Annotated in this window: 23 protein-coding genes; 10 read left to right on the top strand and 13 right to left on the bottom strand. The window is 67.3% G+C overall.

Translation table 11 applies throughout. The annotated features are described in order from the left end of the window. The first annotated feature begins 26 nt into the window (after nucleotides 1–26). Entirely contained in the window at nucleotides 27–2,033 is a 2,007-nt protein-coding gene (locus tag DZC73_RS10285; protein WP_124540123.1) for a putative bifunctional diguanylate cyclase/phosphodiesterase, read from the top strand. Between the two features lie 7 nt (nucleotides 2,034–2,040). Here DZC73_RS10285 and DZC73_RS10290 read toward each other — a convergent pair whose 3' ends face one another. From DZC73_RS10290 to DZC73_RS10300, 3 genes are all read right to left on the bottom strand, one after another. Further along, on the bottom strand, nucleotides 2,041–3,345 hold the full coding sequence (locus DZC73_RS10290) for a hypothetical protein (RefSeq protein ID WP_124540124.1): 1,305 nt from the start codon (nucleotides 3,343–3,345) through the stop codon (nucleotides 2,041–2,043). Between the two features lie 180 nt (nucleotides 3,346–3,525). Further along, the gene (locus tag DZC73_RS10295; protein ID WP_124540125.1) at nucleotides 3,526–4,314 is read right to left on the bottom strand and encodes a LytR/AlgR family response regulator transcription factor; all 789 of its coding nucleotides are present in this window, start codon (nucleotides 4,312–4,314) and stop codon (nucleotides 3,526–3,528) included. After that, nucleotides 4,311–5,432 (bottom strand): sensor histidine kinase, encoded by a 1,122-nt coding sequence (locus DZC73_RS10300; RefSeq protein WP_235835066.1) that lies wholly within the window; start codon nucleotides 5,430–5,432, stop codon nucleotides 4,311–4,313. Before DZC73_RS10300 ends, DZC73_RS10295 begins: the two co-directional genes overlap by 4 nt. 150 nt (nucleotides 5,433–5,582) lie before the next feature. Here DZC73_RS10300 and argH point away from each other — a divergent pair, with 150 nt between their 5' ends. The 5 genes from argH (at nucleotide 5,583) to DZC73_RS10325 (ending at nucleotide 11,452) form a co-directional block, all read left to right on the top strand. Continuing rightward, the gene (gene argH / locus DZC73_RS10305) at nucleotides 5,583–6,980 is read left to right on the top strand and encodes an argininosuccinate lyase (RefSeq protein WP_124540126.1); all 1,398 of its coding nucleotides are present in this window, start codon (nucleotides 5,583–5,585) and stop codon (nucleotides 6,978–6,980) included. Between the two features lie 297 nt (nucleotides 6,981–7,277). After that, on the top strand, nucleotides 7,278–7,466 hold the full coding sequence (locus DZC73_RS10310) for a hypothetical protein (RefSeq protein WP_124540127.1): 189 nt from the start codon (nucleotides 7,278–7,280) through the stop codon (nucleotides 7,464–7,466). Nucleotides 7,467–7,544: 78 nt separating this feature from the next. Next, nucleotides 7,545–8,069, top strand: a complete 525-nt coding sequence (locus DZC73_RS10315; protein WP_124540128.1) for a hypothetical protein — start codon at nucleotides 7,545–7,547, stop codon at nucleotides 8,067–8,069. A gap of 3 nt (nucleotides 8,070–8,072) precedes the next feature. After that, nucleotides 8,073–9,320, top strand: coding sequence for an HlyD family secretion protein (locus tag DZC73_RS10320; protein WP_124540129.1), 1,248 nt, complete (start codon nucleotides 8,073–8,075; stop codon nucleotides 9,318–9,320). A 2-nt stretch (nucleotides 9,321–9,322) separates the two neighbouring features. Beyond that, nucleotides 9,323–11,452 carry a peptidase domain-containing ABC transporter gene (locus tag DZC73_RS10325; protein WP_124540130.1) on the top strand — a complete coding sequence of 710 codons (2,130 nt, stop codon included), beginning with the start codon at nucleotides 9,323–9,325 and terminating at the stop codon, nucleotides 11,450–11,452. A 9-nt stretch (nucleotides 11,453–11,461) separates the two neighbouring features. Here the strand turns inward: DZC73_RS10325 and DZC73_RS10330 are convergent, their stop codons facing one another. Both DZC73_RS10330 and DZC73_RS10335 read right to left on the bottom strand, forming a co-directional pair. Next, nucleotides 11,462–12,004 carry a hypothetical protein gene (locus DZC73_RS10330; RefSeq protein ID WP_124540131.1) on the bottom strand — a complete coding sequence of 181 codons (543 nt, stop codon included), beginning with the start codon at nucleotides 12,002–12,004 and terminating at the stop codon, nucleotides 11,462–11,464. Beyond that, nucleotides 12,001–12,945, bottom strand: coding sequence for a hypothetical protein (locus DZC73_RS10335; protein ID WP_124540132.1), 945 nt, complete (start codon nucleotides 12,943–12,945; stop codon nucleotides 12,001–12,003). The genes DZC73_RS10330 and DZC73_RS10335 overlap by 4 nt, the downstream gene beginning before the upstream one ends. Before the next feature lie 461 nt (nucleotides 12,946–13,406). Here DZC73_RS10335 and DZC73_RS10340 point away from each other — a divergent pair, with 461 nt between their 5' ends. Both DZC73_RS10340 and DZC73_RS10345 read left to right on the top strand, forming a co-directional pair. Beyond that, on the top strand, nucleotides 13,407–14,021 hold the full coding sequence (locus DZC73_RS10340) for a PEP-CTERM sorting domain-containing protein (RefSeq protein ID WP_124540133.1): 615 nt from the start codon (nucleotides 13,407–13,409) through the stop codon (nucleotides 14,019–14,021). Nucleotides 14,022–14,529: 508 nt separating this feature from the next. After that, complete coding sequence (locus tag DZC73_RS10345; RefSeq protein WP_124540134.1) at nucleotides 14,530–15,093, top strand: energy transducer TonB; 564 nt, start codon at nucleotides 14,530–14,532, stop codon at nucleotides 15,091–15,093. Between the two features lie 9 nt (nucleotides 15,094–15,102). Here the strand turns inward: DZC73_RS10345 and DZC73_RS10350 are convergent, their stop codons facing one another. Then, complete coding sequence (locus tag DZC73_RS10350; RefSeq protein WP_124540135.1) at nucleotides 15,103–15,627, bottom strand: DUF2199 domain-containing protein; 525 nt, start codon at nucleotides 15,625–15,627, stop codon at nucleotides 15,103–15,105. Between the two features lie 84 nt (nucleotides 15,628–15,711). On the opposite strand from DZC73_RS10350, the gene DZC73_RS10355 reads away from it, so the two are divergent. Continuing rightward, entirely contained in the window at nucleotides 15,712–16,800 is a 1,089-nt protein-coding gene (locus DZC73_RS10355) for an MBL fold metallo-hydrolase (RefSeq protein ID WP_124540136.1), read from the top strand. 63 nt (nucleotides 16,801–16,863) lie between these two features. Continuing rightward, a complete protein-coding gene (locus tag DZC73_RS10360; protein ID WP_124540137.1) occupies nucleotides 16,864–17,745 on the top strand; it encodes an alpha/beta hydrolase in 882 nt (293 codons plus the stop codon). Between the two features lies 1 nt (nucleotide 17,746). On the opposite strand, the gene DZC73_RS10365 is transcribed toward DZC73_RS10360, so the two are convergent. The 7 genes from DZC73_RS10365 to flhB form a co-directional block, all read right to left on the bottom strand. Beyond that, on the bottom strand, nucleotides 17,747–18,478 hold the full coding sequence (locus tag DZC73_RS10365; RefSeq protein ID WP_124540138.1) for a class I SAM-dependent methyltransferase: 732 nt from the start codon (nucleotides 18,476–18,478) through the stop codon (nucleotides 17,747–17,749). A 19-nt stretch (nucleotides 18,479–18,497) separates the two neighbouring features. Continuing rightward, nucleotides 18,498–19,853 (bottom strand): methyl-accepting chemotaxis protein, encoded by a 1,356-nt coding sequence (locus tag DZC73_RS10370; RefSeq protein WP_124540139.1) that lies wholly within the window; start codon nucleotides 19,851–19,853, stop codon nucleotides 18,498–18,500. 15 nt (nucleotides 19,854–19,868) lie between these two features. Then, nucleotides 19,869–20,582 (bottom strand): RNA polymerase sigma factor FliA, encoded by a 714-nt coding sequence (locus DZC73_RS10375; protein ID WP_124540140.1) that lies wholly within the window; start codon nucleotides 20,580–20,582, stop codon nucleotides 19,869–19,871. Between the two features lie 11 nt (nucleotides 20,583–20,593). Then, nucleotides 20,594–21,376, bottom strand: a complete 783-nt coding sequence (locus DZC73_RS10380) for a MinD/ParA family ATP-binding protein (protein WP_124540141.1) — start codon at nucleotides 21,374–21,376, stop codon at nucleotides 20,594–20,596. Between the two features lie 45 nt (nucleotides 21,377–21,421). Next, complete coding sequence (gene flhF / locus DZC73_RS10385; protein ID WP_124540142.1) at nucleotides 21,422–23,014, bottom strand: flagellar biosynthesis protein FlhF; 1,593 nt, start codon at nucleotides 23,012–23,014, stop codon at nucleotides 21,422–21,424. A gap of 340 nt (nucleotides 23,015–23,354) precedes the next feature. Beyond that, nucleotides 23,355–25,439 carry a flagellar biosynthesis protein FlhA gene (flhA, locus tag DZC73_RS10390; RefSeq protein WP_124540143.1) on the bottom strand — a complete coding sequence of 695 codons (2,085 nt, stop codon included), beginning with the start codon at nucleotides 25,437–25,439 and terminating at the stop codon, nucleotides 23,355–23,357. Then, nucleotides 25,436–26,587, bottom strand: coding sequence for a flagellar biosynthesis protein FlhB (flhB, locus tag DZC73_RS10395; protein WP_124540144.1), 1,152 nt, complete (start codon nucleotides 26,585–26,587; stop codon nucleotides 25,436–25,438). The genes flhA and flhB overlap by 4 nt, the downstream gene beginning before the upstream one ends. Nucleotides 26,588–26,740: the final 153 nt, after the last annotated feature.

A 26,740-nucleotide genomic window follows, 5' to 3' on the forward strand; every position in this document is an offset into this window, starting at 1 on the left:
CACATCGGCGCCGGTCGCCACGCCCCATGAACCTTCGCAACGCAAGCGCACGCCTGGCGATCGTCTGTGCCGCAGCCCTCATCGCTGCCGTGGTGGCCATCTTCGCCGCCATCCAGGGCGCTGCTGAAGACCACCTGCGCATCGAAGCCGAGCAGTCGGCCCTGAAGTGGGCCGAGGTGATCCGCGACACGGTACCCGACCTGGACCCGCTGTTCCGCCAGGCGCAGGTGAGCCCCGCCAGCGTGCGGCAGCTGGGCGAACTGCTGCGGGTCAACGAGATCTTCCGCTTCAAGCTCTACGACAACCAGGGCAGGCCCATCCTGGTGTCGGACGACATCGTGCGCGAGGCCGACGGCAGCGTCCGCCTGGCCGCACGTCCGCCCGCGGTGGACAACGAGGAAGTGCGCCAGGTGGTGCTGCAAGGGCACAACCAGATCGAGCTGCACCGAAGTGACGACGCGAAGCGCCCGCCGGTCTACAGCGAGGCCTACGTGCCGGTGATCTCCAAGGGGCAGGTCATCGGCGTGGTCGAGGTCTATGTGGACCAGACGGCCCGCGCGCGCCGAATCACCAACGCCTTCCGCCGCATCGCGCTGGGCGTGGCTGCGGTGTTCGTGCTGCTGATGGGCGTGGCCGCCTGGCAGTTGCGCCTGCGCCGGCATGAGCAGAAGCAGGTGGAGGCCCGCGTGCGCTACATGGCGCACCACGACACGCTGACCGGCGTGCTGAACCGCGCCAGCTTCAACGCGGCGCTGGCCGATGCGCAGCGGCGTGCCCGCGACAGCGCGGAGATCTTCGCCGTGCTGTGCATCGACCTGGACCGCTTCAAGGAAGTCAACGACGCGCTCGGCCATGCCGCCGGCGACGAAACCCTGTGCGCCGTCGCCCGGCGGCTGCAGGCGGTGGTGCGCCAGTTCGACCAGGTGGCCCGCCTGGGCGGCGATGAGTTCGCCATCTTGCAGACCGGTGTGCGGCGCGTCGAGGACGTGACCACGCTCGCGCAGCGGGTCGTGGACGCGCTGGCCCCGCCCCACGAGATCGCGGGCCAGCGCGTGCTGGGCGGCGCCAGCGTCGGCGCCGCGGTCTACGGCACCGATGGCACCGACTCGAACCAGCTCCTGCACAAGGCCGACCTGGCCCTGTACCGCGCCAAGTCCAACGGCCGGGGGCAGTACAGCTTTTACGACGCCCAGACCGACGAGAGCCTTCAGTCGCGCCGCGCGATGATCCGCGACCTGCGCGATGCCCTGAAGACCGACGGGCTGAGCCTGAACTTCCAGCCGCTGTTCGATGCGGACGGCACCACGCTCACCGGCTATGAAGCCCTGGCGCGCTGGACGCATCCCAGGCACGGCGCCGTGTCGCCGATGGTGTTCATCCCGCTGGCCGAAGAAGCGGGGCTCATCGAGGAGCTGGGCGCCTGGGTGTTGAACCGTGCCTGCCTCGAAGCCGTCACCTGGCCGGCCACGGTGGACCTGTCGGTGAACCTCTCGGCCGCACAGTTCCGCGGCGACCTCGTCGGCACGGTGAAAGGCTGCCTGGCCACGAGCGGCCTGCCCGCCAGCCGGCTGCACCTGGAGATCACCGAGTCGCTGCTCATCAACAACACCGACGCGGTGCTGCGCACCCTGCACGGCCTGACGGGTCTGGGCGTGCGCATCGCGATGGACGACTTTGGCACCGGCTATTCGAGTCTTGCCTACCTGTGGCGCTTCCCCTTCGACAAGCTCAAGATCGACCGCGCCTTCACGCAGAACCTGGAGCAGGACCCGAAGGTGGACCTCATCGTGAAGTCCATCATCTCGCTGGCGCACTCGATGGGCATCCGCGTGAATGCGGAAGGCGTGGAGACGCCGCAGCAGCTGGCGAGGCTGCAGTCGCACGGCTGCGATGAACTGCAGGGCTACCTGCTGGGGCGTCCGTCAGCGGCGAACCTGCTGGACCATGCGCACGCGCGGCACGATGCACAGCCGCCGGTGGCGCCGCGCGCCACGAACTTCGGCAACTTCGACACCATTCCCGGCTCGCTGTGAGCGGCGCCTAGAGCCTTTCGGGTGCGGAGGCGGCGGTGGCCTGCCGGGCCGCCGTGGTCACTTCCATGCGCCGCAGGTAATCGGCCTTGAGCTGGTCAATGCTCACCCCGGCTCGCTTCGCGTATTCCTGCGAGCCCTTCACTTCGCCCTTTTCGGACACCAGCGCCAGCCAGTCCTGCATCTGCCGAGTCAGCTCGCAGGTGTTGACCGGCTTGTCAGTCGACAGGGCAAGGCCGGGAGATGCCATCAGTGCGGCCTGCACTTCGGTGCGCATGTCCTGCACCTTGGCAGCGGGCCACCCCAGGTTCTCGCCCACACGCAGGCCGACCAGGTTGCCCAGGGCCGACTGGTCGCCCTCCACCAGCAGGTGCGCCACGGCCTCGCAGGTCTGCGCCCGGTTGGCATCGCGCACCGCCTGGGGGCTGCACATCTTGACCAGCGGCTGGTAGCCGGGCATCTGCCACTGCATCCACACGACACTGGACTGCATCATGGCAAAGAGGCGTTCGTCGCCAGTGAGATCTGCCGGCAGGTTTCGCAGCACCAGCCGGGTCACCATGAAGCCGGGCGACTCGACACGCTTGGCCTGGGACAGCCGATGCAGTGCCTCGGCAGCGGTGCCCATGTCTGAGCGGGCCATCGCCTCTTCGAGCATCTTCAACCAGGCCACCCCGTTGTCCGGATCCAGGCGAGCCCACTGTTCGGTGGAGAGCTGGCCGCAGGCCGGCGCCGACACATCGGCCGAGGACGGGCGGCAGGCCTGCATCGCCATGGCGTACACCAGGGGATCCTTGCCGTCGCGGGCCATGCGAGCCAGCTTGTCTGCGACCGGGGAGAGGAGTTCGCCGCGGTGGGCATGGGCCGCAACCTGCGACTCGCGGGCTTCTCGGCACGCCGGAGAGGCCTCGTTGGCCTTGCTGCCTGAACACGCCTTCTCGCCCTGCTCCATCGCGCTGACGATCTCGCCCATGCCACGGCCGGACACATCGAGCATGCCGGCCGCCGCGGACAGGCGAGCATCGCCTGAGGCGGACAACGCCCGGTTCATGCGGTCCAGGACACGGCGGTTGTCAGCCGGCGATGCGAGGGACAGGGGATCGGCGCTGGGCTTGCGCATGCAGCCTGGCGCTGCGGGCGCGGACGCGCCCAATGCGCCAGGCAAGCCCAGTGCAGCCAGGTTGATGGCGGACGCCTGCGCGGCGGAACTGGCGGAAGACGCAGGCTTCGCCGCCGCCAGCGCCTTGCCCTTGCGGACAGGCTCGGGCTGCATCGATGCCGCATTGATCGACGCCTTCTGGATCACCAGGAACAAGATTGGAACCGCGATGGCTGCTCCGGCAATCCATCGCCGTGAACGCTCTTCCACGTCCCCACCCCTCGTTTTACGCAGTGTGTGGAGACGGCTTGGCGCCTGTCTCCCGACTTTGCAGAATTGTGACTGCCGAGCGTGCCGCGAGGGGTTACCAGCTGTTTGCGTCGCGTGGCGCAGCGGTCACAACCCGGCCGCGACCAGCGCCTCGCGCACCGCGGTGGCCTGGCGGCGCGACACGGCCAGCCATTCATCCACCGGCGCCACGCGCACGGCCCAGCTTTCGCCGCCTTCGTCGTCGGTGCCGGCGATGATGCGGCGCTCCAGCGCCCGCACCGCCTTCTTGGCCACCAGTGCGTTGCGGTGCACGCGGATGAACCGGTCGCCCAGGCGCTGCTCCAGGTCGCTCAGCGCATCGTCGAGCACGTAGGTGTGCTGCGCGGTGCGCAAGGTGACGTACTTCAGCTCCGCCTTGAGGTAGAGCACGTCGGACACCGGCACGCGCACCACGCGGCCTCGGTCGCTCACGATGACCACCGGCTCGGCGTCTTCTGTGGGTGCCACCACCGGCGGAGCGATGGCCATGCGCTGGGCCACGCGCTGCAGGGCCGCATGCAGGCGCTCGCGCCGCACGGGCTTGGTGAGGTAGTCCACCGCCTCCAGCTCGAAGGCCTGCAGCGCATGCTCGGCATGCGCGGTGACGAAGACGATGGCCGGCGGCGACGGCATGGTGCGCAGCTCGGCGGCCAGCTGCATGCCGTCGCGACCGGGCATGTGGATGTCCAGCAGCATCAGGTCGCAGTGCTGCGACTGCAGCCACACCAGGGCCTGGGTGGCATTGCCCGCCTCGCCCACGACCTCGGCCTTGGGCTGCGGGCAATCGCCCACCAGGCTGCGCAGGCGCAGCCGCGCCAGTTCCTCGTCGTCCACGACGAGCACACGCAGGTTGGCGGAGGCGGGTTCGGTCGTCATAGCGGCACCACGATCTGCACTCGGAACACCTTGCCGTCCTGATGGGCATCGAACTGCGAGGCCACGTCATGCATGAGCCTCAGCCGTTCTCGCACGTTGCGCAATGCAATGCCGTTGCCCGGCCTGGACGGTTCGCGGGGCACGGTGTTGGCAATCGACAGTTCGGCGCGCCCGAGCTTGACGCGGGTGCGCACGCGGATCATGCCGCCATCGGGCGCCGGCTCCACGCCATGGCGTACGGCGTTCTCCACCAGCGGCTGCAGCAGCAGCGGCGGCACCTTGGCGGCGCCGGCGTCGGCATCGAGCTCCCAGCTCACCTGCAGCCGGCTGCCGAAGCGGATCTGCTCGATGGCCAGGTAGCGCTGGGCCAGCTCGACCTCGTCGGCCAGGGTGGTGGCCTCGCCGGTGTTGGTCAGCGCCACGCGGAACAGCTCGGCCAGGTCTTCCAGCACGCCCTCGGCGCGGGCGGGGTCCAGCCGCACCAGGCTGAGCGCGGTGTTGAGGGTGTTGAACAGGAAGTGCGGCCGGATGCGCGACTGAAGCTCGGCCAGCTTGGCGGTGGTGTCCGCCGGCAGGCGGGCCTGGGCGCGCAGCCGCAGCCACTGGAAGATGGTGGCGGACCCCAGCACGCCACACACGCTGGCCGCCAGGGTGTGGCGCGAGTCAAAGAACTCCAGGCCCGTGAGCAGCCCGAGCGACCAGCCGAAGGCCCCGCTCAGGGCGCCCAGCGCCAGGGCTGCCAGCCACTGGCCCGACAGCGGCAGCTGCTGCAATTGGGACTTCAGCGCGCAAGCACTCACCAGCCAGAAAACCACCGCCGGCAGGGACACGGCCATGCCGATGGCCGCCAGCGCCAGCCAGGAGGCGAAGCCGCCGGCGGCAAACAGGCACCCGGCCGAGACGGCCAGGGTGACGCACAGCACGGCCCGCAGCACCACGCCCACGTGGCAGACGTCGAACAACAGCGACGGGCCGGCTGCGCCATGGGGCAGGCTGCCGTCGAGGATGGTGCTGCCAAAGGCCGTGCTGCCGAACATCTCGCTCGCACGCGGGCCGTCCATCTCCTCGGTGGGGATGTGCATGGTGGGTGCGAAGCCTGGGTCCGGCGCGGGGGGCATGGGGTTCGGGTTGTCCTGGAGGGTGCTCGATAGAATTGCACCGCCTCGCATTGTCGTCAACTTGAGGCCCTGCCCGAGCCGCCGGGCGCCTCAAAACGCGCTTCCGTCCTCTTTTCACTCCCACCTTCCAAGCCGCCAACGGCCACGCCCATGTCCTCCAACCAACTCGACAAGAAATCCGAAGCCTGGTCTGCCCTGTTCTCGGAGCCCATGAGCGATCTCGTCAAGCGCTACACCTCCAGCGTGTTCTTCGACAAGCGCATGTGGCGCGCGGACATTGCCGGGTCGCTCGCGCATGCACAGATGCTGGCAGCGCAGAAGATCATCGGTGCGGACGACCTCGCGGCCATCCAGAAGGGCATGGCGCAGATCACGCAGGAGATCGAGTCCGGCACCTTCGAATGGAAGCTCGACCTCGAAGACGTGCACCTGAACATCGAGGCGCGCCTGACCCAGCTCGTGGGCGACGCGGGCAAGCGGTTGCACACCGGCCGCTCGCGCAACGACCAGGTGGCCACCGACGTGCGGCTGTGGCTGCGCGAGGAGATCGACACGCTGGCACCGCTGCTGCGCCAGATGCAGTCCGCGCTGCTCGATGTGGCCGCCCAGAACGTGGAGACGATTCTTCCGGGCTTCACGCACATGCAGGTGGCCCAGCCGGTGAGCTTCGCGCACCACATGCTGGCCTACGTGGAGATGTTCGCGCGCGATGAAGAGCGCCTGGCCGACGTGCGCCGCCGCGTGAACCGCCTGCCGCTGGGTGCCGCAGCCCTGGCCGGCACCAGCTACCCGCTGGACCGCGAGATGGTGGCCAGGACGCTGGGCTTCGACGGTGTGTGCCAGAACAGCCTGGACGCGGTGAGCGACCGCGACTTCGCCATCGAGTTCGCGTCCTTCGCGAGCATCACGATGATGCACGTGTCGCGTCTGGCCGAAGAGATCGTGCTGTGGATGAGCCAGAACTTCGGCTTCATCAACCTGGCCGACCGCTACTGCACCGGCTCGTCGATCATGCCGCAAAAGCGCAACCCCGACGTGGCCGAACTGGCGCGCGGCAAGAGTGGCCGCGTGGTGGGCCACCTCATGGGCCTGCTCACCCTGATGAAGGGCCAGCCGCTCACCTACAACAAGGACAACCAGGAAGACAAGGAACCCTTGTTCGACACGGTGGACACCGTGCGCGACACGCTGCGCATCATGGCCGAGATGGCAGGCGGCATCGTCGTGAAGAAGGAAGCGATGGAAGCCGCAGCACTCAAGGGCTATGCAACGGCGACGGACCTGGCCGACTACCTCGTGAAGAAGGGCCTGCCCTTCCGCGATGCGCATGAAGTGGTGGCGCATGCGGTGAAGTCGGCGATCCAGCTCGGCGTGGATCTGAGCGAACTGCCTTTGGAATCGCTGAAGGCTTTCAATGCATCGATCGAACAGGATGTGTTCGATGTGCTGACCTTGCGCGGCTCGCTGAATGCACGCAACGTGCTCGGCGGGACGGCGCCCGTGCAGGTGCTCAAGCAGATCGAGCGGCACCGGGCGCGGCTGGCCTGATCCCTGTCGGGGGGTGTCACCCCCATCCGGGGGATTTCGAGTTGGGGGGTCCGAATTCAAAGGTTAGGGAGGGCCAAAAGGCTCATCCCTGCCTAAAGTTTCGGTCATGGAATTGCTGATACGGCTGGCCCGCAACACAGCAATTCCATCCCGGTCACCACCGTATTCAAAGGGTCGGTGACCGGGTTCCACCGGTGTCGTTCTCCATCGTGAGACGAACCGGTACCACCAGGCTGATTTGTCGCCCATGCCGGGCGATGGATCTTCTTTTATCTTGAAATCTCAGGGAGATAAGACATGGAAACCAAGACCACCATCGCGCAAGCCGCTGACGCCTCGCTGCCCACCACCTTCGTGTCCGTCGACGAGTCGGCCGAGCTGACGAAGATGCTCGAGCTCGAGTTCGACCAGGCCCAGCAAGTGGCCGGCGGCCTCGCCGCCGCGGTTCGGTGCTGCGCCTGTCATTGCTGCAGCTGCCACTGCTGAGCATGAGCCGGGGTGCGGTCCTCAAGCCGCACCCCGTTTTCGTTCCAAGGTGACGGCGACCACTCAGGGAGACAGCACATGATCACCAATGAACAACTGCGCGCGACCTTCGTGTCGCCCGCGATGAAGTTCTACTTCGACCGCAAGCTTTCGCACCTGTCCAGCGACGAGGTGGATGCCCGCGTCGACGAACTTCTCAAGTACCTCAACATGGCCACCTTCAGCCACGGCGGGATTCCGTTCAACGACGAGATCGACGACGTGTGGCACCTGTGGATCATGCAGACCAAGGAATACGCGCTGCTGTGCCGCAGGCTGCAGGGCAGCAAGTTCATCCACCACTCGTCCAACGAGTACGAGGCCTATGCCGACCCGGAGGTGAAGACCCGGCCGCAGGACATCCAGCGCGCCGTCGGCATGCTGCGGTCCTACGTGTTGAACTACGGCCCCTTCGGCGAAGACCGTGTTCGCTACTGGCCGGTGGCCGTGCAGCTGATGCAGCGCCTGGGCTGGAACCTGCCGCGCCTGAATGCCTGGCTGTCGCAGCCGCTGGGCGAAGCGCCGCCGGCCGCCAACGAGGAACCGCACGCCGCCGCGGCCTGAGGCATGAAAGCCCCCCTCTTCCGGCCAGCGGCCATCGCCGCGCAGTGCAACACGCTGTATGGCGACACCTCCATCGCCCGCGGGCCGCGCACCAGCCTGCTCGTGGTGGCGGCGCTGCTGGCCGTGCTCTCGCTCATCGCCTTCGCGGTGTGGGGCCAGTACACCCGCAAGGAACACGTGCTGGGCTACCTCGCACCCACCAGCGGGCTCATCAAGGTCTATACGCCGCAGACCGGCACCGTGCTTGAAAAACGCGTGAGCGAGGGACAAGCCGTCAGGCAGGGCGACGTGCTGATGGTGATCTCCAGCGAACGCTCCAGCACGAGCACGCGCGATGCGCAGGCGGCCGTGCTGGCGCAATTGGGCGAGCGTCGCGACAGCCTCAAGCGCGAGCAGGACAAGCAGGCGCAGATCGACCAGCTCGCCGCGGCATCGGTGCAGCAGCGCATCCGCGGCTTGTCGGCCGAGATCGAGCAGGCCCGGGCGCAGCTTGAATTGCAGCGCAGCCGCGTGGCGAGCGCCGAGACCACCATCAAGCGCTACGAAGGCCTGGTGGCTTCGCGCTTCATGTCCGACGCCGCCTTGCAGCAGAAGCAGGAGGAATTGCTGGACCAGCGCGGCCAGTTCGCCAGCCTGCAGCGCAGCATCGCCGCCCTCACGCGGGACCTGGATGCCGCCCGCACCGAGCTGGCGGCCAGCAGCCTGAAGCAATCCAACAATTCGGCCCAGCTGGAGCGGCAGGTGTCGGAGCTGCAGCAGCAACTCACCGAGACGGATTCCAGGCGCACCGTGGTTCTGACGGCCACGGCCGATGGCGTGGTCACCACCATCCTGGCGGACGTGGGCCAGTCGGCCACCACCTCGGCACCGCTGATGTCCATCCTGCCGGCCGGCGCCTCGCTCGAAGCGCAACTGCTCGTGCCCACGCGCGCCGCAGGCTTCATCAAGCCGGGCCAGAAGGTGGCGCTGCGGTACCAGGCGTTTCCCTACCAGCGCTTCGGCCACCACGAAGGCGAAGTGACGCGCGTGGGACGCAGCGTCATCCAGCCCAACGAGACCTCGCTGCCGGTGGCGGTCAACGAGCCGGTCTACCGCGTGACGGTGAAGCTGCCGTCGCAAGGGGTGATGGCGTACGGCCAGGCCATGAACCTGCAGTCCGGCATGGGCGTGGATGCCGACATCTGGCTGGACACGCGCCGCGTCATCGAGTGGTTCTTCGAGCCCATCCTCTCCGTCACGGGGCGTGTCTGACCATGCTGGACTACTCCTTCGCCAAGCGCACGCCGCTCATCCTGCAGACGGAGGCTGCCGAATGCGGCCATGCCTGTGTCGCGATGGTGGCGGGCTACCACGGCCACCGCATTGACCTCGCCTCGCTGCGCGCCAGGCATTCGGTGTCGCTCAAGGGCGCGACGCTGGCCGACCTGATGCAGGTGGCCACCGGATTGCAACTCGCCCCCCGGCCGCTGCGGCTGGAGCTGTCGCACCTGCATGAGCTGGCGCTGCCCTGCATCCTGCACTGGGACTTCAACCACTTCGTCGTGCTCACGCGGGTTCGTGGCGGCCTGGTCACGCTGCTGGACCCGGCCATCGGCGAGCGGCAGATGGCGGTGGAGGAGTTCTCCAGGCATTTCACCGGCGTCGCGCTGGAACTCGCGCCGACGCAAGAGTTCGCGCCGGCCGAGGAACGCCGCAAGGTCTCGCTGCGCCAGCTCGTGGGCAGCCTGCCGCGCCTGGGCACGCATGCGGCGCAGATCCTTTCGCTGGCCCTGGGCCTGCAGGTGCTGGCGCTGGCCGGCCCGTTCTTCCTGCAATGGGTGGTGGATGAAGCCATCGTCTCGCAGGACCGCGACCTCATCGGCGTGCTCGGCGTGGGCTTCCTGCTGCTGGCGGTGCTGGTGGCGGGCATCACCGCGCTGCGCGCCTGGGTGCTGATGGTGATGGGCACGCAGCTCAACCTGCAGCTCATGTCCAACCTCTTCCGGCACCTGGTGCGGCTGCCGATGGCCTGGTTCGACAAGCGGCACATCGGCGACGTGGTCTCGCGCTTCGACTCGCTCAACACCATCCAGCGCACGCTGACCACCAGCGCCCTGGAGGCGCTCATCGACGGCGTGATGGCGCTGGGCACGGCCGCGATGATGCTGCTGTTCAGCCCGAAGCTCGCGCTCGTCGCGTTCCTGGCCGCCATCGGCTACGCCGGCCTGAGGTTGGTTCTGTACAAGCCCTTCCGCCGCGCCAGCGAAGAGCAGATCGTGCGCGGCGCGCGGCAGCACAGCCACTTCCTGGAAACGGTGCGCGGCATGCAGGGCATCAAGCTCTTCGCCCGCGAGGACCAGCGCGCCGCGGCCTGGCAGAACCTGGTGGTGGACCAGTTCAACGCCGGCATCCGAACGCAGCGGCTGAACCTCATCTACCAGGGCTTGAACGGCCTTCTCTTCGGCATCGAGAACGTGGTCACCGTGTGGCTGGGCGCGCGCCTGGTGCTGGACAACGGCGCGGGCTTCACCGTCGGCATGCTCTTCGCCTTCGTGGCCTACAAAACGCAATTCGTACAGCGCGTGATCGCGCTCATAGAAAAGGGCCTGGAGCTGCGCATGCTGGGCCTGCACACCGAGCGCGTGGCCGACATCGCCATGACCGCGCCCGAGGCACGCGACCTGATGCAGCCGCTGGATGCGCCGCCGCTGCAAGGCAGCATCGAACTGAAGAACGTGAGCTTCCGCTATTCGGACAGCGATCCATGGCTCATCCACGGCCTGAACCTGCGCGTGGAAGCCGGTGAATCGCTGGCCATCATCGGGCCTTCAGGCGGCGGCAAGACGACGCTGATGAAGCTGATGCTGGGGCTGCTGCAGCCCAGCGAGGGCAGCATCGAAGTGGACGGCGTACCGCTGAACCGCCTGGGCCTCACCCGCTACCGCAACTCGGTGGCCAGCGTGATGCAGGACGACCAGCTCTTCGCGGGCTCCATCGCCGAGAACATCTGTTTCTTCGACCCGCGGCCCGACCTCGAACGCCTGCAGGCCTGCGCCCGCATGGCCGAGGTGCACGAAGACATCACCGCCATGCCCATGCAATACAACACGCTGGTGGGCGACATGGGCACGGTGTTCTCGGGCGGACAGAAGCAGCGCATCCTGCTGGCCCGCGCGCTGTACCGCGAGCCGCGCGTGCTGTTCCTGGACGAAGCCACCAGCCACCTGGACGTGGCCCGCGAGCGCAGCGTGAACGAAGCGGTGCGGCGGCTGTCGCTCACGCGGGTCATCGTGGCGCACCGCTCGGAGACGATCGCCTCGGCCGACCGGGTGGTGAAGCTGGCCGGCGGGCGATTGATCACCGGCGTGTCGATCACGGGCATCCGGGCCGCGCAAGCGGGCTGAAGCAAGGCACTACGCCTTGCACCAGCCGGCCTGGTCGGCAGCGAGTTGCTGGCGCAGGCTGGTCATCGCGGCATCGAACGCAGCCTGGATCTCCGACTCCGAGCTCGACCAGTTGACGCTGCCGTCCACGCCGCGGTAGACCTTGCTCCCGGGCACGGCACCGTTGCCTGCCACCTGGACCTTCACCACCAGGTTGGCCGACTTCAGCGTGCCCAGGCTCTGGATGTAGGCCTTGACGACTTCGATGCGCAACTCGACAGGCGCCGCCTCCCGCGAGTAGCCCGGCATCACCGCGATGCCATCGGCGAACCACTGCGCAAAGCCTTCCCCGCCCACACGCGTGGTGTGAACGGTTCCGAGGTCCGCCTGATCGCGCTTGTCGTCGATGGCCTTGACCGAGAAGCGGCAGGAAGGCGCCGCCGCCTGGACGCCGGACACCGTCGCCGCCGCGGCCGCCTTGAGTCCCGACACGCGTTCGGCGGCGCATCCGACCAGGCCCGATGCCACCACGGCTGCCAGCACCGCTGCGGCGCGGATGCGACTGACCTTCACTGCGCAGCCACCGTGCCGGCCGCGGACGTGGCGGTGGGCACAGCCGCCGATGCCGTTCCTGCGTCCTTGGACAGGGTGGTCTTGAACACCAGCATGCCGCCGGGCATGAGCATCAATTGCCCGCCATTGCTTTCGGCGAGCAGGTCGCCCGGCAGGCCCTTGGCCGGTTCGGCCTTGCGGATCACCGTGCGCTGGCTGTCGGGGGCACGCTGCAGGTCTTCGGCCAGCAGGCGGCCCACCTGGGCAGCGCCATCGTTCATGCCGGCGCGCAAGAGCCGAGCGTTGTCCGCCTTCCAGGCCGCCACGTAGTCGGCAGGCGCCGTGGCCTGCACCGGCAGCTTGGCGTGGTAGGCGACATCCACGTGGTAGGCCGCCGTGTTCGGTGCCAGCACCGGATCCTTGCCCGGCGCCGGAAGCTCGGCGGCGAGGCCGGCTGCCGTCCGGGCGGCTGAGCTTCGCGGATACACCAGGCCACGCGCCGTGACTTGAAGCGTCGAAAAGTCAGGCGACACGTGGTAGTCCACGTTCACGAACATCACCGCACTGGCCGTCGATGCACGGAAGGTCTCCTCGTAGGCCTTGGGGTCCACCGTCTTGGTCAGCGTCGTGCCCGAGACCTGGAACTTGGGAATGCCCTGCAGCGACTTGCCGATCGCATCGGTCAAGAGCTGGTCGAACTTCGCATCCACGGTCTCGTCCTTCAGCGGACGCACGATCTCGTCGGCCGTCTTGGCGCGCGATGCATTCACGGTCGCATCGACCGCACCCAGCGCACCGCCACACGCCGCGGCCAGCAAGATGCCCAGGCCGGGAACGGCGCCGCATGCGGCAGCAGCACTGGCGCCACCCATGGACGGCTCGAAGGCCGCATACACCTCCGACTGCTTGATGCCGATGCGCAGGTCCACCGGCTGGATGGCCGAGGCCACCTGGGCGCTCATGGGCTTGTTGTTGGGCGCAGTCGCACAGCCCGCGAGAACGAGCGAAGCCAAGCCCGCCACAGCGGCGCGATGAAAGGAAAACATGGGAACCCCCCGACAGAGAAAGAAATGGATGATGTGTTTTAGCCAGCGCACCCTTTGGGCAGGCCGCCGACATACGAATTGTTGCAGGTAGAAGCGGGGATTCCATTGCAGCAAACCCGTTGGAATCGGGCACATCGCACACCGCTGTCGGTGCGCCATTCGCCCGACCACGGGGTTGCAACACGACACAACCCCCGACAGGACGCGTCACTGTTGATGCAGCCCTGTTGCACCGACGCGGGTCGTTACGGAAACCGCATTCACACCCCCTATCTCCCCCCCGAGACAAGGGATGCTTCATGAAATGGTCATCCCTACGATCGCGCTCGCCGCAACAAGAAGGGCTCTTGCGGCGACTCAACAACCAAGAGGGATCCATGAAAACGAAGCTGATTGCTGCTGCACTGCTGGCCACCGCCGGCGCCGCCAGCGCGACCGCCACACTCAACGGCGGAACGGAAGTGCACTTCACCGGCAACGCCAGCGCGAGCGTCGCCATCGACCCGCAGGATGCCGGCCTGCTGAACGCGCAAGTCATGTCCGACGACACGAGCGACCGCGTGACCGTGACCTTCCTCGGCAAGGACGCAGGGCACCTCAACCAGATGTTCTTCGACGGCGCCCTGGCGCTGGACAACCTCGCGCCGGTGTTCTCGACCTATGGCCTGTTCCACGGTGGCGGCGCCCTGGACTTCTCGTTCAAGGACACGCGCGACGGCGCAGAAGTGCCCAACGGCGGCAACCCGCTCACCTTCGCCAGCTACGTGGTGTTCGGTTCGTTCGACCCGGCCGGCGTGTTCTCGGCCTACACCAAGGGCGGCGAGTTCGACTACGTGCTGGGCTTCAACGACAGCTGGCGCTTCGACAAGGACTACAACGACCTCGTGGTCGGCATCAAGGTGGCGCCGGTGCCGGAGGCCGACACCTACGCGCTGATGCTGGCGGGGTTGGGCATCATGGGCTTCGTGGCGGCACGCCGCCGGGCTCACTGACCCTGCGTTTCAGATCTGGTGGAACGGAGCCGGCCTTGTGCCGGCTCTTTTTCTTGGTGCTTCCTCATCGGCCGTTGCCACACAGTTCCCTCCACTTGCGGGGGGCCTCGCGTGGGGTCGTAACCATTGCAGCGGTGATACTCAATGAGCCCGCACCCGGGCTCTTATCGGCGCTATCCAAAGGCCGAGGGACATTCTGTCGGGAACACCATGCGTCATTTCACGCACAAGCTGTGCGGTCTGTGGCTCAGCATCGCATTGGCGGCCAGTGCCATTGCAGCCACGTCCCCCTCCATCTCGGACATCCAAAAGTCCGTGCTCCAAAGACTCGACGAAGATTCCGGTTTCGTCGTCCAGTTGAGCGGCCTTCCCAACCTGCCCACGACCAAGCAGGCAGCACACGAGTTCATCCTGGACCTGTTCTCGGACGGGGCCTTCGTATCTGGGGGCCGTCAACAACGAAGTGCCCAGGAAGTTGCCAACCGAAGAGGAAGTGGCGATAGCCACCATGAAGGTCTTGGCACGTCTGGACGAGAACGAACGCGACGACATCATCGCGGCGCTGTCCGGAAGCGATGAAGGTGTGGAGCCGGCAAAGCGGTGCGCGGGCATGCGCCGGTACCTCGCAGCCTTGAGCGCGACGCCAGGAGAGGCAGGAAGGACGATGCGAAGGGAGTTGATCGTCAACAGCTTCCGGGCCGCGATAGCACCGCCGTCCACCTCCAGGAGCGCAGCGGCGTCCGTCGATGGCGCGCACCACGGTCAGTTCCAACCCGGCCTTGCAGTGCTCGAATACCCGCGTGCCGCCGCCAAGGAACGAATCGAAGGCGAAATGATCCTGGCGATCACCGTGGACGAATCCGGTGACGCCACGCGCATCACGATCTCGGGCCGCAAGTTCAACAAGTATTTCGCCACGCTCTCCGACGGACAGCACTTGAGCGTGGAAGAGATGTTCGATCCGATGGCGATCAACTACTACCGATCGGGAAAGTTCATGCGGCGCTACAAGGACGGCAAACCCGTTAGCTATCAGGCCCAGGTGCCGATGGTGTGGTCCATCAAGGAATGAGTGGCGGCATCAGGACTGATGCTGCAGAAACTCGGCGATCTCCTGGGCCTTGGCGACGGTGATGCCGTGCCGCTGATCGAGGATGAGCGGGTGGGCGTCGCCGTTGGCCTGGTGCAGATGCAGGAGCGGCCGCTGGCCACCCACTTGGACCACGACATTGGCCGCCAGCGACGAGGCATGGGGCGGATACCACGGCACCGCATTGCAGACCCAGCCGAAGAACACATCGCCCGCCACCGGTTCGTCGTAGGTCTCGACGTATCGCTTGAAGCTCTTCTCCGACAAAGACGCCCAGAGCCCCCACAGGAACGGCTCCTCGACACCGTGGATAGGCACTTCAAGAATGGCCCGAATGAAGTAGTCCGTGCCGTCGTCGTGCGTGATGGTGCAGAAGTCCGAGCTGAGGTGCCCCATGGACGCCTTCTGCTCGTCCGTGAGACCGTGATAGTGATCCGGTGACTTGAACGCGTACGAGGGGGATCCTTCATGGATCTCGCCGCAGCACGAGCATTTGAACGAGAAGATCGCAGCCATGGATGCATTGTCGTGCCAGCGTCCGAAGCAGCCCTGAATCCGCCCAGGAAGCGCAGAATTGACGTACCGATTCGCTGCCGCCACATGCTCATCTTCCGCCAGCTCTTCGACCCCACGTCGTCCACCTACACCTACCTCCTCGCGGACCCCGCCACCCGCGAGGCCGTCCTCATCGACCCCGTCTTCGACCACGCGCGCCGCGACATCGCCTTGCTGCGCGAACTGGACCTGCGGCTGGTGGCCACGCTGGACACCCACGTCCATGCCGACCACGTGACCGGCGCCTGGCTGCTCAGGCAGCAGTGCGGCAGCCAGATCGTGTTGTCGCAAGCCTCCGGCGCCACCAACGCAGACCGGCTTCTTCAGCATGGCGACCGCATCGCCTTCGGCCACCGCCACCTCGAAGCCCGCGCCACACCAGGCCACACCAGCGGCTGCCTGACCTATGTGCTGGACGACCAGAGCATGGCTTTCACCGGCGACAGCCTGCTCATCCGCGGCTGCGGGCGCACCGACTTCCAGGAAGGCAGCCCGCGGCGCCTGTACCGCTCGGTGCAGGAGCAGATCCTCTCGCTGCCGCCCGAATGCCTGCTCTACCCCGCCCACGACTACCGCGGCCTCACGGTCACGAGCGTCGCCGAGGAACGCCGCTTCAACCCGCGCCTGGGCGGCGACGTGGACGTGTCGGACTTCGAGGGCTACATGAACAACCTCGGCCTGCCGCATCCCAAGCTGATGGACATCGCCGTGCCGGCCAACCTGCGCTGCGGACAGCCGCAGGCGCAGGCGGGACTGCCGCAGGAACCGGACTGGGCGCCGCTGACCTGCACCTTCGGCGGCGTGTGGGAGATCCAGCCGGCCGCCCTGGCCGAGCGCATCGGCGGCGGGCATGCCGGCGACGTCCAGGTGATCGACGTGCGCGAGCCGGCGGAATTCAATGGCGAGCTGGGGCACATCCACGGCGCGCGGTTGATGCCGCTGGCGGAGCTGGCGTCGCGTTCCGGCGAGATCGACCGGCAGCATCCGCTGGTGGCCGTGTGCCGCTCGGGCGCGCGCTCCGCGCAGGCGGTCGCGCTGCTGCAGAAGGCGGGATTCACCGCCGTCGCCAACCTCGCAGGCGGCATGCTGCGCTGGCGGGCCGATGCCTTGCCGGTCGAGAACGGTGGCGATTGAGGAGATGAAGCGACGCATCCAAAGGCGTCCGTCGCGCGTAAGGCATCTCACGGCCTTCGCTTCATGACTGCCTTGCACTACGCCAAACACGCCTTGCTCTGGCTGCTTCTTGCGGCAGCCGCTCTCATCGCCCTTGCTGCCTGCGCACCGGTCGCCACGCTCAACGCCCTGGCACCGACCGACACGCACACCCTGCAAGCCGACCTGCCCTACGGCCCGCTGCGACGGCAACGGCTGGACATCTACACCCCCACCCGCGCCGCCCCTGCCGGCGGCCATCCGGTGGTGGTGTTCTTCTACGGCGGCTCCTGGAACCGCGGCGAGCGGCACGACTACAAGTTCGTCGGCGAGGCGCTCGCGTCCCGCGGGATGATCGCCATCCTCGCGGACTACCGGCTCTATCCGCAGGTTCGCTACCCGGACTTCCTCACCGATTGCGCCCAGGCCCTGGCCTATGGCTTGTCGCACGCCAAGGCACTGGGCGGCAACCCGCAGCGGGTGTTCGTCATGGGCCACAGCGCCGGCGCCTACAACGCCGCCATGCTGGCTATGGATGCGCGCTGGCTGCAGCCCACCGGCCATTCGCCGAAGGAACTGGCGGGCTTCATCGGGCTGGCCGGGCCGTACGACTTCTATCCGATGACGAACCCGGACGCGCAGCCGGTGTTCTTTCATCCGAACTACCCGCCGGACTCGCAACCCATCGCCTTCGCCCGCCAGGATTCGCCCCGCAGCTTCGTGGCAGCGCCACAGGAGGACAAGCTCGTGAATCCGCACCGCAACACCGAAGGCCTGGCGCAACAGCTCCAGTCGGCGGGCGCGAAAGTCACGCTGAAGATGTACGACCGCGTCAACCACATGACGCTGGCTGCGGCCTTTGCGCGGCCCCTGCGCTGGCTGGCGCCCGTGCTGGACGACGTGGCCGCCTTCGTCGACGGCACCTGACTCAGCGGCGCTTGAACGGCGCCTGGTACAGCCACACGCGGCGGCCGTCGGGGCAGTCCAGCGTCCGGGTGGGCACCAGCTCGGCGGCGGGGAATTCCAGGCTCGCCATCCATGCCCCAGTGCGCAACTCACTGCCAGCCTTGGCGGCGGCGCGCGGCATGCTCTCGGGCCGCTGGAAGAGGTAGACCATGTCGTAGGCCGACCAGTCGGCCGCCCAGATGTCACCGCGCTTCACGCTCGCGAAGCGCGTGCGCAGCGCGCAGGCGATGCGCAGCGGCCAGCTCCACTCCAGGCCGCTGAGCACGGCGTTCGGATAGGCGCGGCGCAGTTCGATCAAGCCATCGCCCAGCCCGCAGCCGGCGTCGAGCACCTTCGCCCCATCGTGCAAAGGTGCCAGCCGCGGCAGGCCCTGCAAGGCATCGGTGGGTGTCGGAAACACCGGCGCATCGCGCCAGGTGTGAACGGGGTACATGACCGCGAGCAGCGCCAGCGGCAGCAGCCAGGCCCAGGCCGGCATGCTGCCGACGACGCCCGTTGCCACCAGCGACAGCGGGAAGCCCCAGGCGATGAAGATGCGGCGCCAGCGCGTGTCGCCGCGGAAGCTGAAGGCGATGGCGACGCCCGCGGCCAGCGGCAGCGCCACCACAGGCGACATCTCGAGCCACCGCGTGGCGGCGATGAACACCGCCCAGGACGCCGCCCAGGTGAGCAGCGCCGGCAGGGGCCAAGGCATGCGCAGGGTCAAGCCCTGTTCAGAAGTGGAAGGCCAGGCGCAGGCCGCCCCAGTGCCTGCCCGCCACGACGATGGGTGCCGCGGCTTCCTTCATCACGACGAAATTGCCGCCGCCCATGTCGCGCCGGTAGGTCTGCAGCAGGAACGGTCGCTGGTTGCGCGCCGATGCGAGGCCGGTGCGGTCGTTGAAGATGCGGCGGTAGCGGCTGTTGGCCGTGTCCCAGGCCAGGTCGCCGCGCTGCGGGTTGCAGTACTTCTTGTTGTGGCAGGCGATGTAGCCGTTGCGATCGGCCGCGATGCAGAACACGATCTTGTTGCTCATCGCCAGCACGCGTTCCTGCACCTGCGGGAACAGGCGGTCCGCCAGGTCGATGAACTTCGTGGTGTGCTGCTGCGGGTTCGTGCCCGCGATCGACTTGTACTGCTCGTCGAACAGGTCGACCAGGTTGATGGTGCTGGTGCGCAGCGAGTCTTCCAGCAGCTTGCTGATCTGCGCTGCGGCTTCCTGCGCGGCGTTGATGAAGGGCGTGTCCTCGGTCTCGATGCCGCAGTGCGACACGAGGTCGATGAGGTTTTCCGACACCTTGAGGAAGCTTTCGCTGCGCACGAAGGCGCTGTCCAGCGCGCGGGTGGTCTGGTGGATTTCCTGCTCCACCGTCGCCATTTGCTGGTTCAGGTCGGCGCAGATGCCGCGGCTTTGCTCGGCGGCTTCATTGATGCTGGCCACGCCGCTTTGCACGTCCGTCAGCGCGCGGTGGAAGCCGCCTTGCTTGTCGGCATCGTCGCCTTCCACGCGGATTTCGCGCGACAGCGCATCGATGCGCTGGTCGAGCTCGCCCACGGTGCTCATGATTTCCTTGGAGGAGGACTCGACCTTGGCGGCCAGGTCCTTCACCGCATCGGCCACCACGCCGAAACCGCGGCCAGCCTCGCCGGCGCGCTTGGCTTCCACCGAGGCGTTGAACGCCACCAGCCGGGTCTGCAACGCGATCTTGGTGATGGTCTGCGCGGCCTGCGACACCTGGCGCAGCGTGGCGACGATGGCATTGACGCCTTCGCCCACCTCTTCCACCGCCTTGCGGGCGCGGTCCACGGCGTTCAGGCTGTCCTTGGACACGCCGCTGATGGCATCCTGCGCCTTGGTGATCTCCTGCACCTTGCCGGCCAGCGCGTTCATGGTCTGTGCCTGGCGGGCCGACACCTTCTGCGTGTCTTCCATCAGGCCGCGCACCTCGGCCGCCTCGCGCCCCATGTTGGACGCCTGCTTGCCGATGGAGTCGACCGCGGCGCGCAGCTCTTCGCCGGTGGATGAAAGCTGGTGTTCGACCACTGGCTTCGCCTCGGAGGGGCGGTCTTTCTTGAACGAAGAAAACATGCCGTCTTTCTCCAATCAGTATTCGCGCAGCTTGACACGCAGGCGGGCGATGGACTGGCTGTGCAGCTGGCACACCCGCGATTCGGTCACTTTCAGCACGGCCGCGATCTCCTTGAGGTTCATGTCGTGCTCGTAGTACATGCTCATGACGTACTGCTCGCGTTCAGGCAGCGACTTGATGGCCTCGATCAGCGCCTCGCGCATGCGCTGGTCCTGCAGCTGCGCGAGAGGATTGAAGCCTTCATCGGCGACGTGCCGATCCAGGAAGTCGTTATCCCCCTCATCACCCGACATGTCTTCCAGGTAAACCAGCTGAGTGCCGCGCACCTTGCCAAGTAGTTCCTGATATTCGACCAACGTGATGCCCATCTCGCGGGCGATCTCGCTTTCGGCCGGCGCGCGTCCAAGCTTCTGTTCGAGCTTGTGGACGGCGGTTTCGATGCTGCGCTGCTGCTTGCGCGTGCCGCGCGACAGGTAGTCATTGCCGCGCAGCTCATCGAGCATGGCGCCGCGGATGCGCTGCGTGGCGAAGGTCTCGAACTGCACGCCCTGGGCCGCGTCGAAGCGCGACAAGGCGTCGGTGAGGCCGATCATGCCCACCTGGATCAGGTCGTCGATCTCGACGTTGGCCGGCAGCTTGGCAATCATCTGATGCGCGAGTCGGCGCACCAGCGGGCTGTACTGCTTGAGCATCGAGTTGACGTCGAGTTGGCCTTTGGCGGTGTACATGGTCAGCTCTCTCAGTTCATGGTCGATGCGTTCGTGTGCGCACCGTACGTCGAGGAAATGATGTCGATGGGCGCACCAAAGTGCGGCTGCAGTGTGTCGCGGGCCCAGCGGCGCAGCGAAGGCGTCGGCGGCTCCTGCGCGTCGGTGGCCGGGTCGATGTGCACCCAGTCGCGCAGCACGGCCCCCAGGAAGTCGTCGGCGCAGGTGGCCAGCTGCATGGCGATGCGCTCCGCACGCGGCGAGGTGGGCGCGGCGCTGAGCAGCAGGTCATGCACGATGAGTCCGGCGCGCTGCGTCATGAGCTTCATCGCGGCGTAGGCATGGGTCACGCTCTGCGGCCGGTCGTCGGCCATCACGAGCGGGCGGGCTTCGCTCTTGGCGAACATGCGGCACAGATCAGGCGCCGGTGCGTGCACGAGCACCACGTCGGCATGCGGCGCTGCATCGGCCAGCACCTGCAGGAAGGACGCGGTGGAACCGTGCGTGTCCACGAACTTGATGGGCAGCGTGCGCGCGGCCAGGTACGACACCTGGTGCGAAAGCGTCTCCACGCACTCGTTGAGCTCCAGCGTGGCCATCTCGGCATGCAGCGGAGAACGCTCGGCCGCGTCCACCACCAGCACGTGCTTGCCGTGCTCGGCGAAGGCGGCGCACAGGCGCTCCAGCAGCACGCCGCCGAAGGCCACGTGCGGGTTGGACGCCACCGGCACGAAGCGCACGCGGGCATGCGCGAACAGTCGGCGCAGGCCGTCGGCCTGGTCCAGCGGTGCGGGGCGGGAGTGAAGTCCGGGCATTGTCGTCGTGGGCTGGTTGTTGTTTCCGGTCAGGCCTCAGGCCCCTCAGAGGTGGGCGGCACCGTGGTTCGCAGTGCGGCCTTGCGGCGCCGCGAAGATCAGGTTCATGTCGCTCACGTCCATGCGGTAGGCGGTGCCGGCGGTCGGGCGCAGCGCACGGTGCACGAGCGCATGGGCCGACAGGCGGTGCCAGTCTTCGGGAACGCGCTGGCCGTTGGCCACACCCACCACCGACAACTTGTGGCGGATGAGCGCGTCGATGGCGGGTCCGAGCTTCACGGCCTCGTCCATCTTGGAAAGGATCACGCCGCGGCACAGGCTGGCGCGGTAGGCGACGAGCACGTCCTCGATGGTCTCGCCTTGCTGGGCGGCATTGACGACGAGCAGCTTCTGGATGGAGCGGTGGCCCAGCATGTCCAGCAGTTCGCGGGTGCGGCTGTCGCGTTGCGCCATGCCGGCGGTATCGATCAGCACCATCTTCTTGGCGGCCAGCAGTTCCAGCAGGTCTTCCAGCGAGGCACGGTCGTGGGCGGTGTGCACCGGCACGCCGAGGATGCGGCCATAGGCGCGCAGTTGCTCGTGGGCACCGACGCGGTAGGCATCCAGCGTGACGAGGCCGAGATTCGCGGCACCGTACTTGGTGGCGAAGGCCGCGGCGAGCTTGGCGGTGCTGGTGGTCTTGCCCACGCCGGTGGAGCCGATCAGGGCGTACACGCCGCCCTGGTCTTCCAGCGCGGCTTCGGCTTCGCCGGTCATCAGGTTTCGCTCCAGCACGCCGGCCGCCCAGGCGTTCTCGTCGGACACGTCGGGGCTCAGGCTTTCGGCCAGCTTGCGGATCAGCGCGGGGGAGAAGCCGCAGTCCAGCAGCTTCTGCGTCAGGCGTGCCTGGCCGGGCTGGCGCTGCAGCTTTTCCATGAAGGCCAGGGCGCCGAAACGCTCCTCGATCAGGCCCTTCATCGAGCGCAGCTCGGTCATCATCACTTCCTGCTCGCGGCGCTGGGCAGCCACGGCTTCGTCGGAAGCGCGGTGGCTGGCGCGCGGGGCGTCATGCGGCACATCGGCCAGCGAGGGCACATGGGCGGGAATGGGGGCGGGCGCAGCGTGGCGGACTTCCTCGCGCAGCGTGGGCGGCTCGCGGTAGGCGGGTGCCTGCACCACGGGCGCGGCAGCCATCGGCGCGGACTGCGCGGCGGTGGGCGCATTCATGCGGGCGGTGAGCTTGGCCTGCAGCGGGCTCATCTCGGGCTCGATGCGCTGCTCGGCCTGCGGGGCTTCGGCCTTCATGGCGGCCTCGCGGCGCTTGAGCATGCGCTCGCGCACATAGTCCTGGAATGACAGGGTGCTCATGGCGAGCTGCTCGACGTCCTTCTGCACTTCGGCTTGCGCGGCGGGGCGGGCAGCGGGCGCAGCCTTGGCAGGTGCGGCGGCGGCCGGGCGAGCGGCAGGACGGGCCATGGGTTGCGGCGCGGGGGCGGCAATGCGCTCGATCTGCTCGATGCTTTCCGGCGCCATCGCCAGCACTTCCACGCCTTCGGGGCAAGGCTTGGTGGACAGCACCACCGCGTCATCGCCCAGGGCCTGGCGAACCAGGTTGAGTGCATCACGCGATGTGCGAGCCGTGAATCGTTTGACGTTCATGTCGTGCCCCGGAATGGTCGAGTCGGTCGTGTCTTTGAAAACTGAAGGCAGTTTCTGTGAGCCCGTGTGTTCGCGGTCAGGCGAAGAACCGGCCGTTTGCCTGCCAATTGGCGGCTGCAGCGGGTTGGTTCATCTGAGGCTTGCGCATGGGTCAAAACTTCATTTGCCAGTCTCGACATTGTTCCGGCGGGGGCGGAAAACTTAAGCGGGATAAGAGCCCGAATCCCGGCTGTCTTCGTCCCCTGGAGCCGATGCAAGGCGGAAATGAAAACGGGCCCTCTTTCGAAGGCCCGCGCTTCTCATCCCGCTCGCTACCGGCGACGGGAGAAAGTGACATCCGTCACGCTGTACCGCCGATGATCGACCCGATGCGGATCGAGTGCGTCTCCGGGATCTCGCTGTGGCCCAGCACGCGCAGCCTCGGCGCCGCGCGCTTGAGCAGCCGGGCCATCGGCGCGCGGATCATGTCCGGCACCAGCAGGCAAGCCGGCACCCCAAGGTCCTCCTGCCGCTTGGCCGATTCCGCCGCACTGCGCGTCAAGGTATCCGCCACGCCCGGATCCAACGCCGCACCATGCGGCGAGTTCAGCGCCTGGGTGATCATCCGCTCCAGTTCAGGTTCCAGTGCGATCACGTCCAGCTCGCGTGTGGGCCCATAGATTTGCTGCACGATGCTCGGCGCCAGGTGGATGCGGATGCGACGCGCCAGCTCGTTCGGGTCGGTGACCGTGGCCGCATGCTCGGCCAGGCTCTCGACGATGGATCGCATGTCGCGGATGTGCACGCCCTCGTCCAGCAGCAGCTGCAAGACCTTTTGCAGCGCAGCAATGCCCACCATCTTCGGCACCACGTCCTCGATGAGCTTGGGCGCGAGCTTCGTGACGTGTTCCACGAGCTGCTGTGTCTCCACGCGGCCCAGCAGCTTGCCGGCGTGCATCTGCATGAGGTGCGACAGGTGCGTGGCCACGACGGTGGAGCAGTCCACCACCGTGAAGCCCGACATCTGCGCGGCTTCGCGCTGGCGCTCCTCGATCCACACCGCCGGCAGGCCGAAGGCCGGGTCCTTGGTGGCGGTGCCGATGAGGTTGGTCGTCGCGCCGCCCGGGTTGATGGCCAGCCACATGCCAGGGTAGGCCTCGCCCTCGCCCACCACCGCGCCGCGCAGGGTGAGGCGGTACATGCTGGGCTTGAGTTCCAGGTTGTCGCGGATGTGCACCGGCGGCGGCAGGAAACCCACGTCCTGCGCGAACTTCTTGCGCACACCCTTGATGCGCGCCAGCAGGTCGCCGTCGCGCGCCTTGTCCACCAGGGCGATGAGGCGATAGCCCACTTCCAGGCCCAGCGTGTCCACCGGCTGCAGGTCGTCCCAGCTGGCCTCGGCATTGGCCGGCGGCACTTCGCGCGGCGGCGGAGGGGCGGCGGCAATGCGCTTGTCGCGCTGGTACATCCAGTACGCGCCATAGCCCATGGCGGCCGAGATGAGCAGGAACACCACGTGCGGCATGCCGGGAATGAGGCCCAGCGCGCCAATGACGCCCGACACGATGCCCAGCGAGCGCGGCGAGTTGAAGACCTGCTTGGCGATCTGGCTGCCGACGTCGTTTTCCTTGCCGACGCGCGACACCACCATGGCCGCGGCCACCGAGATAAGCAGCGCCGGGATCTGTGCGACCAGCGCGTCACCGACCGCCAGGAGGATGTAGCTGTTGGCCGCGTCGCCGGCCGACAGGTCGTGCTGCGCGACGCCGATGATGAAGCCGCCGATGATGTTGATGAAGAGGATGAGCAGGCCGGCCATCGCGTCGCCGCGCACGTACTTGCTGGCACCGTCCATGGAGCCGAAGAATTCCGCTTCCTCGCCCACTTCGGCGCGGCGCTTCTTGGCTTCCTTCTCGTTGATGAGGCCGGCGTTCAGGTCGGCGTCGATGGCCATCTGCTTGCCGGGCATGGCATCCAAAGTGAAGCGCGCGCCGACTTCGGCGATGCGCTCCGCGCCCTTGGTGACCACCACGAAGTTGATGACCACGAGGATGGCGAACACGATCAGGCCGACCGCGAAATTGCCGCCGATCAGGAAGTGGCCGAAGGATTCGATCACCGCGCCCGCGGCGCCCGGGCCGCTGTGGCCTTCGAGCAGCACCACGCGGGTGGAAGCCACGTTCAGCGACAGGCGCAAGAGCGTGGTCAGCAGGATGACGGTCGGAAAGGCCGCGAAGTCCAGCGGCTTGATCATGTAGGCCGCGACCATCATCACCATCAGCGCCATCGCGATGTTGAAGGTGAACAGCAGGTCCAGCGCGAAGGGCGGCAGCGGCAGCACCATCATGGACAGCACCATGATGATGAACAGCGGCGCCATCAGCGCGCGCACCGCGCCGGCATTGGGCCCCAGCCACTTCTGCAGTTGTTGCATCAGCGAGTTCATTCAGCGGACTCCGGCTTGTTGTGCGGGTCGAGTTCGGGCGGCACGTGCACCGAGGGCAGGTCGCCCGGCATGGGCGCATGCCCGGCCAGCGCGGCGCGCAGCTGGTACACATAGGCCAGCACCTGCGCCACGGCGGCGAACAGGGCGGCGGGAATTTCCTTGTCGATCTTGGCGTGGGCGTACAGCGCGCGCGCCAGCACGGGCGACTGCAGCACCGGCACCTTGTTGGCACGGGCGGTGTCGCGGATGGTCATGGCCAGCAGGTCGGCGCCCTTGGCGACGACGCGCGGCGCGCCCATGCGGGTCTCGTCGTACTTGAGCGCCACGGCATAGTGGGTCGGGTTCATCACCACCAGGTCGGCCTTGGGCACGGCGGCCAGCATGCGGCGGCGCGACATCTCGCGCATGCGCACCTTGATCTTGGCCTTCACCTCGGAGTTGCCTTCGATCTCCTTGTGCTCCTGCTTCATTTCCGCATGGCTCATCTTCAGCCGCGACATGTGCATGTAGCGCTGCAGGGGCGCGTCGATGGCGGCGCAGATGGCCAAGGCGATGAGCAGCAGCACGAGGCCGCCGAGGATGGTGCTGCCCACGTCCGACAAGGCAGCCGGCAGCGGCACGGTGATGAGCCCGGCGAAGGAATCGATGTGGCTGCGCAGATAGGCGAATCCGATGCCGCCGAGCACCAGCGCCAGCGCGCAGGCCTTGAGCGCATCCACCATCTGCTGCTTGGAGAACAGGCGCGGCAGGCCGGCGATGGGGTTGAGTTTCTCGAACTTCGGCATCAGCGGCTTGAGCGTCCAGTTCCAGCCGCCGATGAGCACGCTGCCGGCGATGGCGATGAGCGTCATCGCCACGCCCAGGGGAATGACCACCCACATCAGCTTCCAGGCCATCGCGGCCAGCTGCTGGGTCATCAGTTCGGGGTTGGTGCCGGCGGCACGGTCGAAGCTGAGCGACTGGGCCAGGGTTTGCTGCAGCCAGCGGGTGAGCATCGGTGCCACGGCCACGAGGATGGCCCCGCCACCAGCGATGGCGGCGAAATGCCCCAGGTCCCGCGAGCGGGCGACCTGGCCTTCCTCGCGGGCTTTTTCAAGCTTGCGCTGTGAGGCGGGTAGGTTGCGGTCTGATCCGTTGTCGTCTGCCATGGCTGTGCGTGGCCCATGAGAGGCCTTGCAGCATTGTTCCCAGACGACGGGAAAACTTGAGGCGAATGAACGGGGGGAAGCTGGCGCTATTCCGGGCCATCACCCGAACGATCATCCAAAAAGCAAACGGCGGCCCGCAGGCCGCCGTCCGTG

This window comes from Rhizobacter terrae, assembly GCF_003852895.1.
GTDB lineage: Bacteria > Pseudomonadota > Gammaproteobacteria > Burkholderiales > Burkholderiaceae_C > Albitalea > Albitalea terrae.

What these genes read in the sequence shown, in the direction of transcription:
- DZC73_RS10355 (WP_124540136.1), top strand. Translation starts at nt 15,712, where the DNA reads ATGCTCATCTTCCGCCAGCTCTTCGACCCCACGTCGTCCACCTACACC.
- flhB (WP_124540144.1), bottom strand. Translation starts at nt 26,587, where the DNA reads ATGGCAGACGACAACGGATCAGACCGCAACCTACCCGCCTCACAGCGC.
- DZC73_RS10310 (WP_124540127.1), top strand. Translation starts at nt 7,278, where the DNA reads ATGGAAACCAAGACCACCATCGCGCAAGCCGCTGACGCCTCGCTGCCC.
- DZC73_RS10300 (WP_235835066.1), bottom strand. Translation starts at nt 5,432, where the DNA reads ATGCCCCCCGCGCCGGACCCAGGCTTCGCACCCACCATGCACATCCCC.
- DZC73_RS10350 (WP_124540135.1), bottom strand. Translation starts at nt 15,627, where the DNA reads ATGGCTGCGATCTTCTCGTTCAAATGCTCGTGCTGCGGCGAGATCCAT.
- DZC73_RS10340 (WP_124540133.1), top strand. Translation starts at nt 13,407, where the DNA reads ATGAAAACGAAGCTGATTGCTGCTGCACTGCTGGCCACCGCCGGCGCC.
- DZC73_RS10380 (WP_124540141.1), bottom strand. Translation starts at nt 21,376, where the DNA reads ATGCCCGGACTTCACTCCCGCCCCGCACCGCTGGACCAGGCCGACGGC.
- DZC73_RS10325 (WP_124540130.1), top strand. Translation starts at nt 9,323, where the DNA reads ATGCTGGACTACTCCTTCGCCAAGCGCACGCCGCTCATCCTGCAGACG.
- DZC73_RS10320 (WP_124540129.1), top strand. Translation starts at nt 8,073, where the DNA reads ATGAAAGCCCCCCTCTTCCGGCCAGCGGCCATCGCCGCGCAGTGCAAC.
- flhF (WP_124540142.1), bottom strand. Translation starts at nt 23,014, where the DNA reads ATGAACGTCAAACGATTCACGGCTCGCACATCGCGTGATGCACTCAAC.
- argH (WP_124540126.1), top strand. Translation starts at nt 5,583, where the DNA reads ATGTCCTCCAACCAACTCGACAAGAAATCCGAAGCCTGGTCTGCCCTG.
- DZC73_RS10285 (WP_124540123.1), top strand. Translation starts at nt 27, where the DNA reads ATGAACCTTCGCAACGCAAGCGCACGCCTGGCGATCGTCTGTGCCGCA.
- DZC73_RS10335 (WP_124540132.1), bottom strand. Translation starts at nt 12,945, where the DNA reads ATGAGCGCCCAGGTGGCCTCGGCCATCCAGCCGGTGGACCTGCGCATC.
- DZC73_RS10365 (WP_124540138.1), bottom strand. Translation starts at nt 18,478, where the DNA reads ATGCCTTGGCCCCTGCCGGCGCTGCTCACCTGGGCGGCGTCCTGGGCG.
- DZC73_RS10345 (WP_124540134.1), top strand. Translation starts at nt 14,530, where the DNA reads ATGAAGGTCTTGGCACGTCTGGACGAGAACGAACGCGACGACATCATC.
- DZC73_RS10375 (WP_124540140.1), bottom strand. Translation starts at nt 20,582, where the DNA reads ATGTACACCGCCAAAGGCCAACTCGACGTCAACTCGATGCTCAAGCAG.
- DZC73_RS10295 (WP_124540125.1), bottom strand. Translation starts at nt 4,314, where the DNA reads ATGACGACCGAACCCGCCTCCGCCAACCTGCGTGTGCTCGTCGTGGAC.
- flhA (WP_124540143.1), bottom strand. Translation starts at nt 25,439, where the DNA reads ATGAACTCGCTGATGCAACAACTGCAGAAGTGGCTGGGGCCCAATGCC.
- DZC73_RS10360 (WP_124540137.1), top strand. Translation starts at nt 16,864, where the DNA reads ATGACTGCCTTGCACTACGCCAAACACGCCTTGCTCTGGCTGCTTCTT.
- DZC73_RS10370 (WP_124540139.1), bottom strand. Translation starts at nt 19,853, where the DNA reads ATGTTTTCTTCGTTCAAGAAAGACCGCCCCTCCGAGGCGAAGCCAGTG.
- DZC73_RS10315 (WP_124540128.1), top strand. Translation starts at nt 7,545, where the DNA reads ATGATCACCAATGAACAACTGCGCGCGACCTTCGTGTCGCCCGCGATG.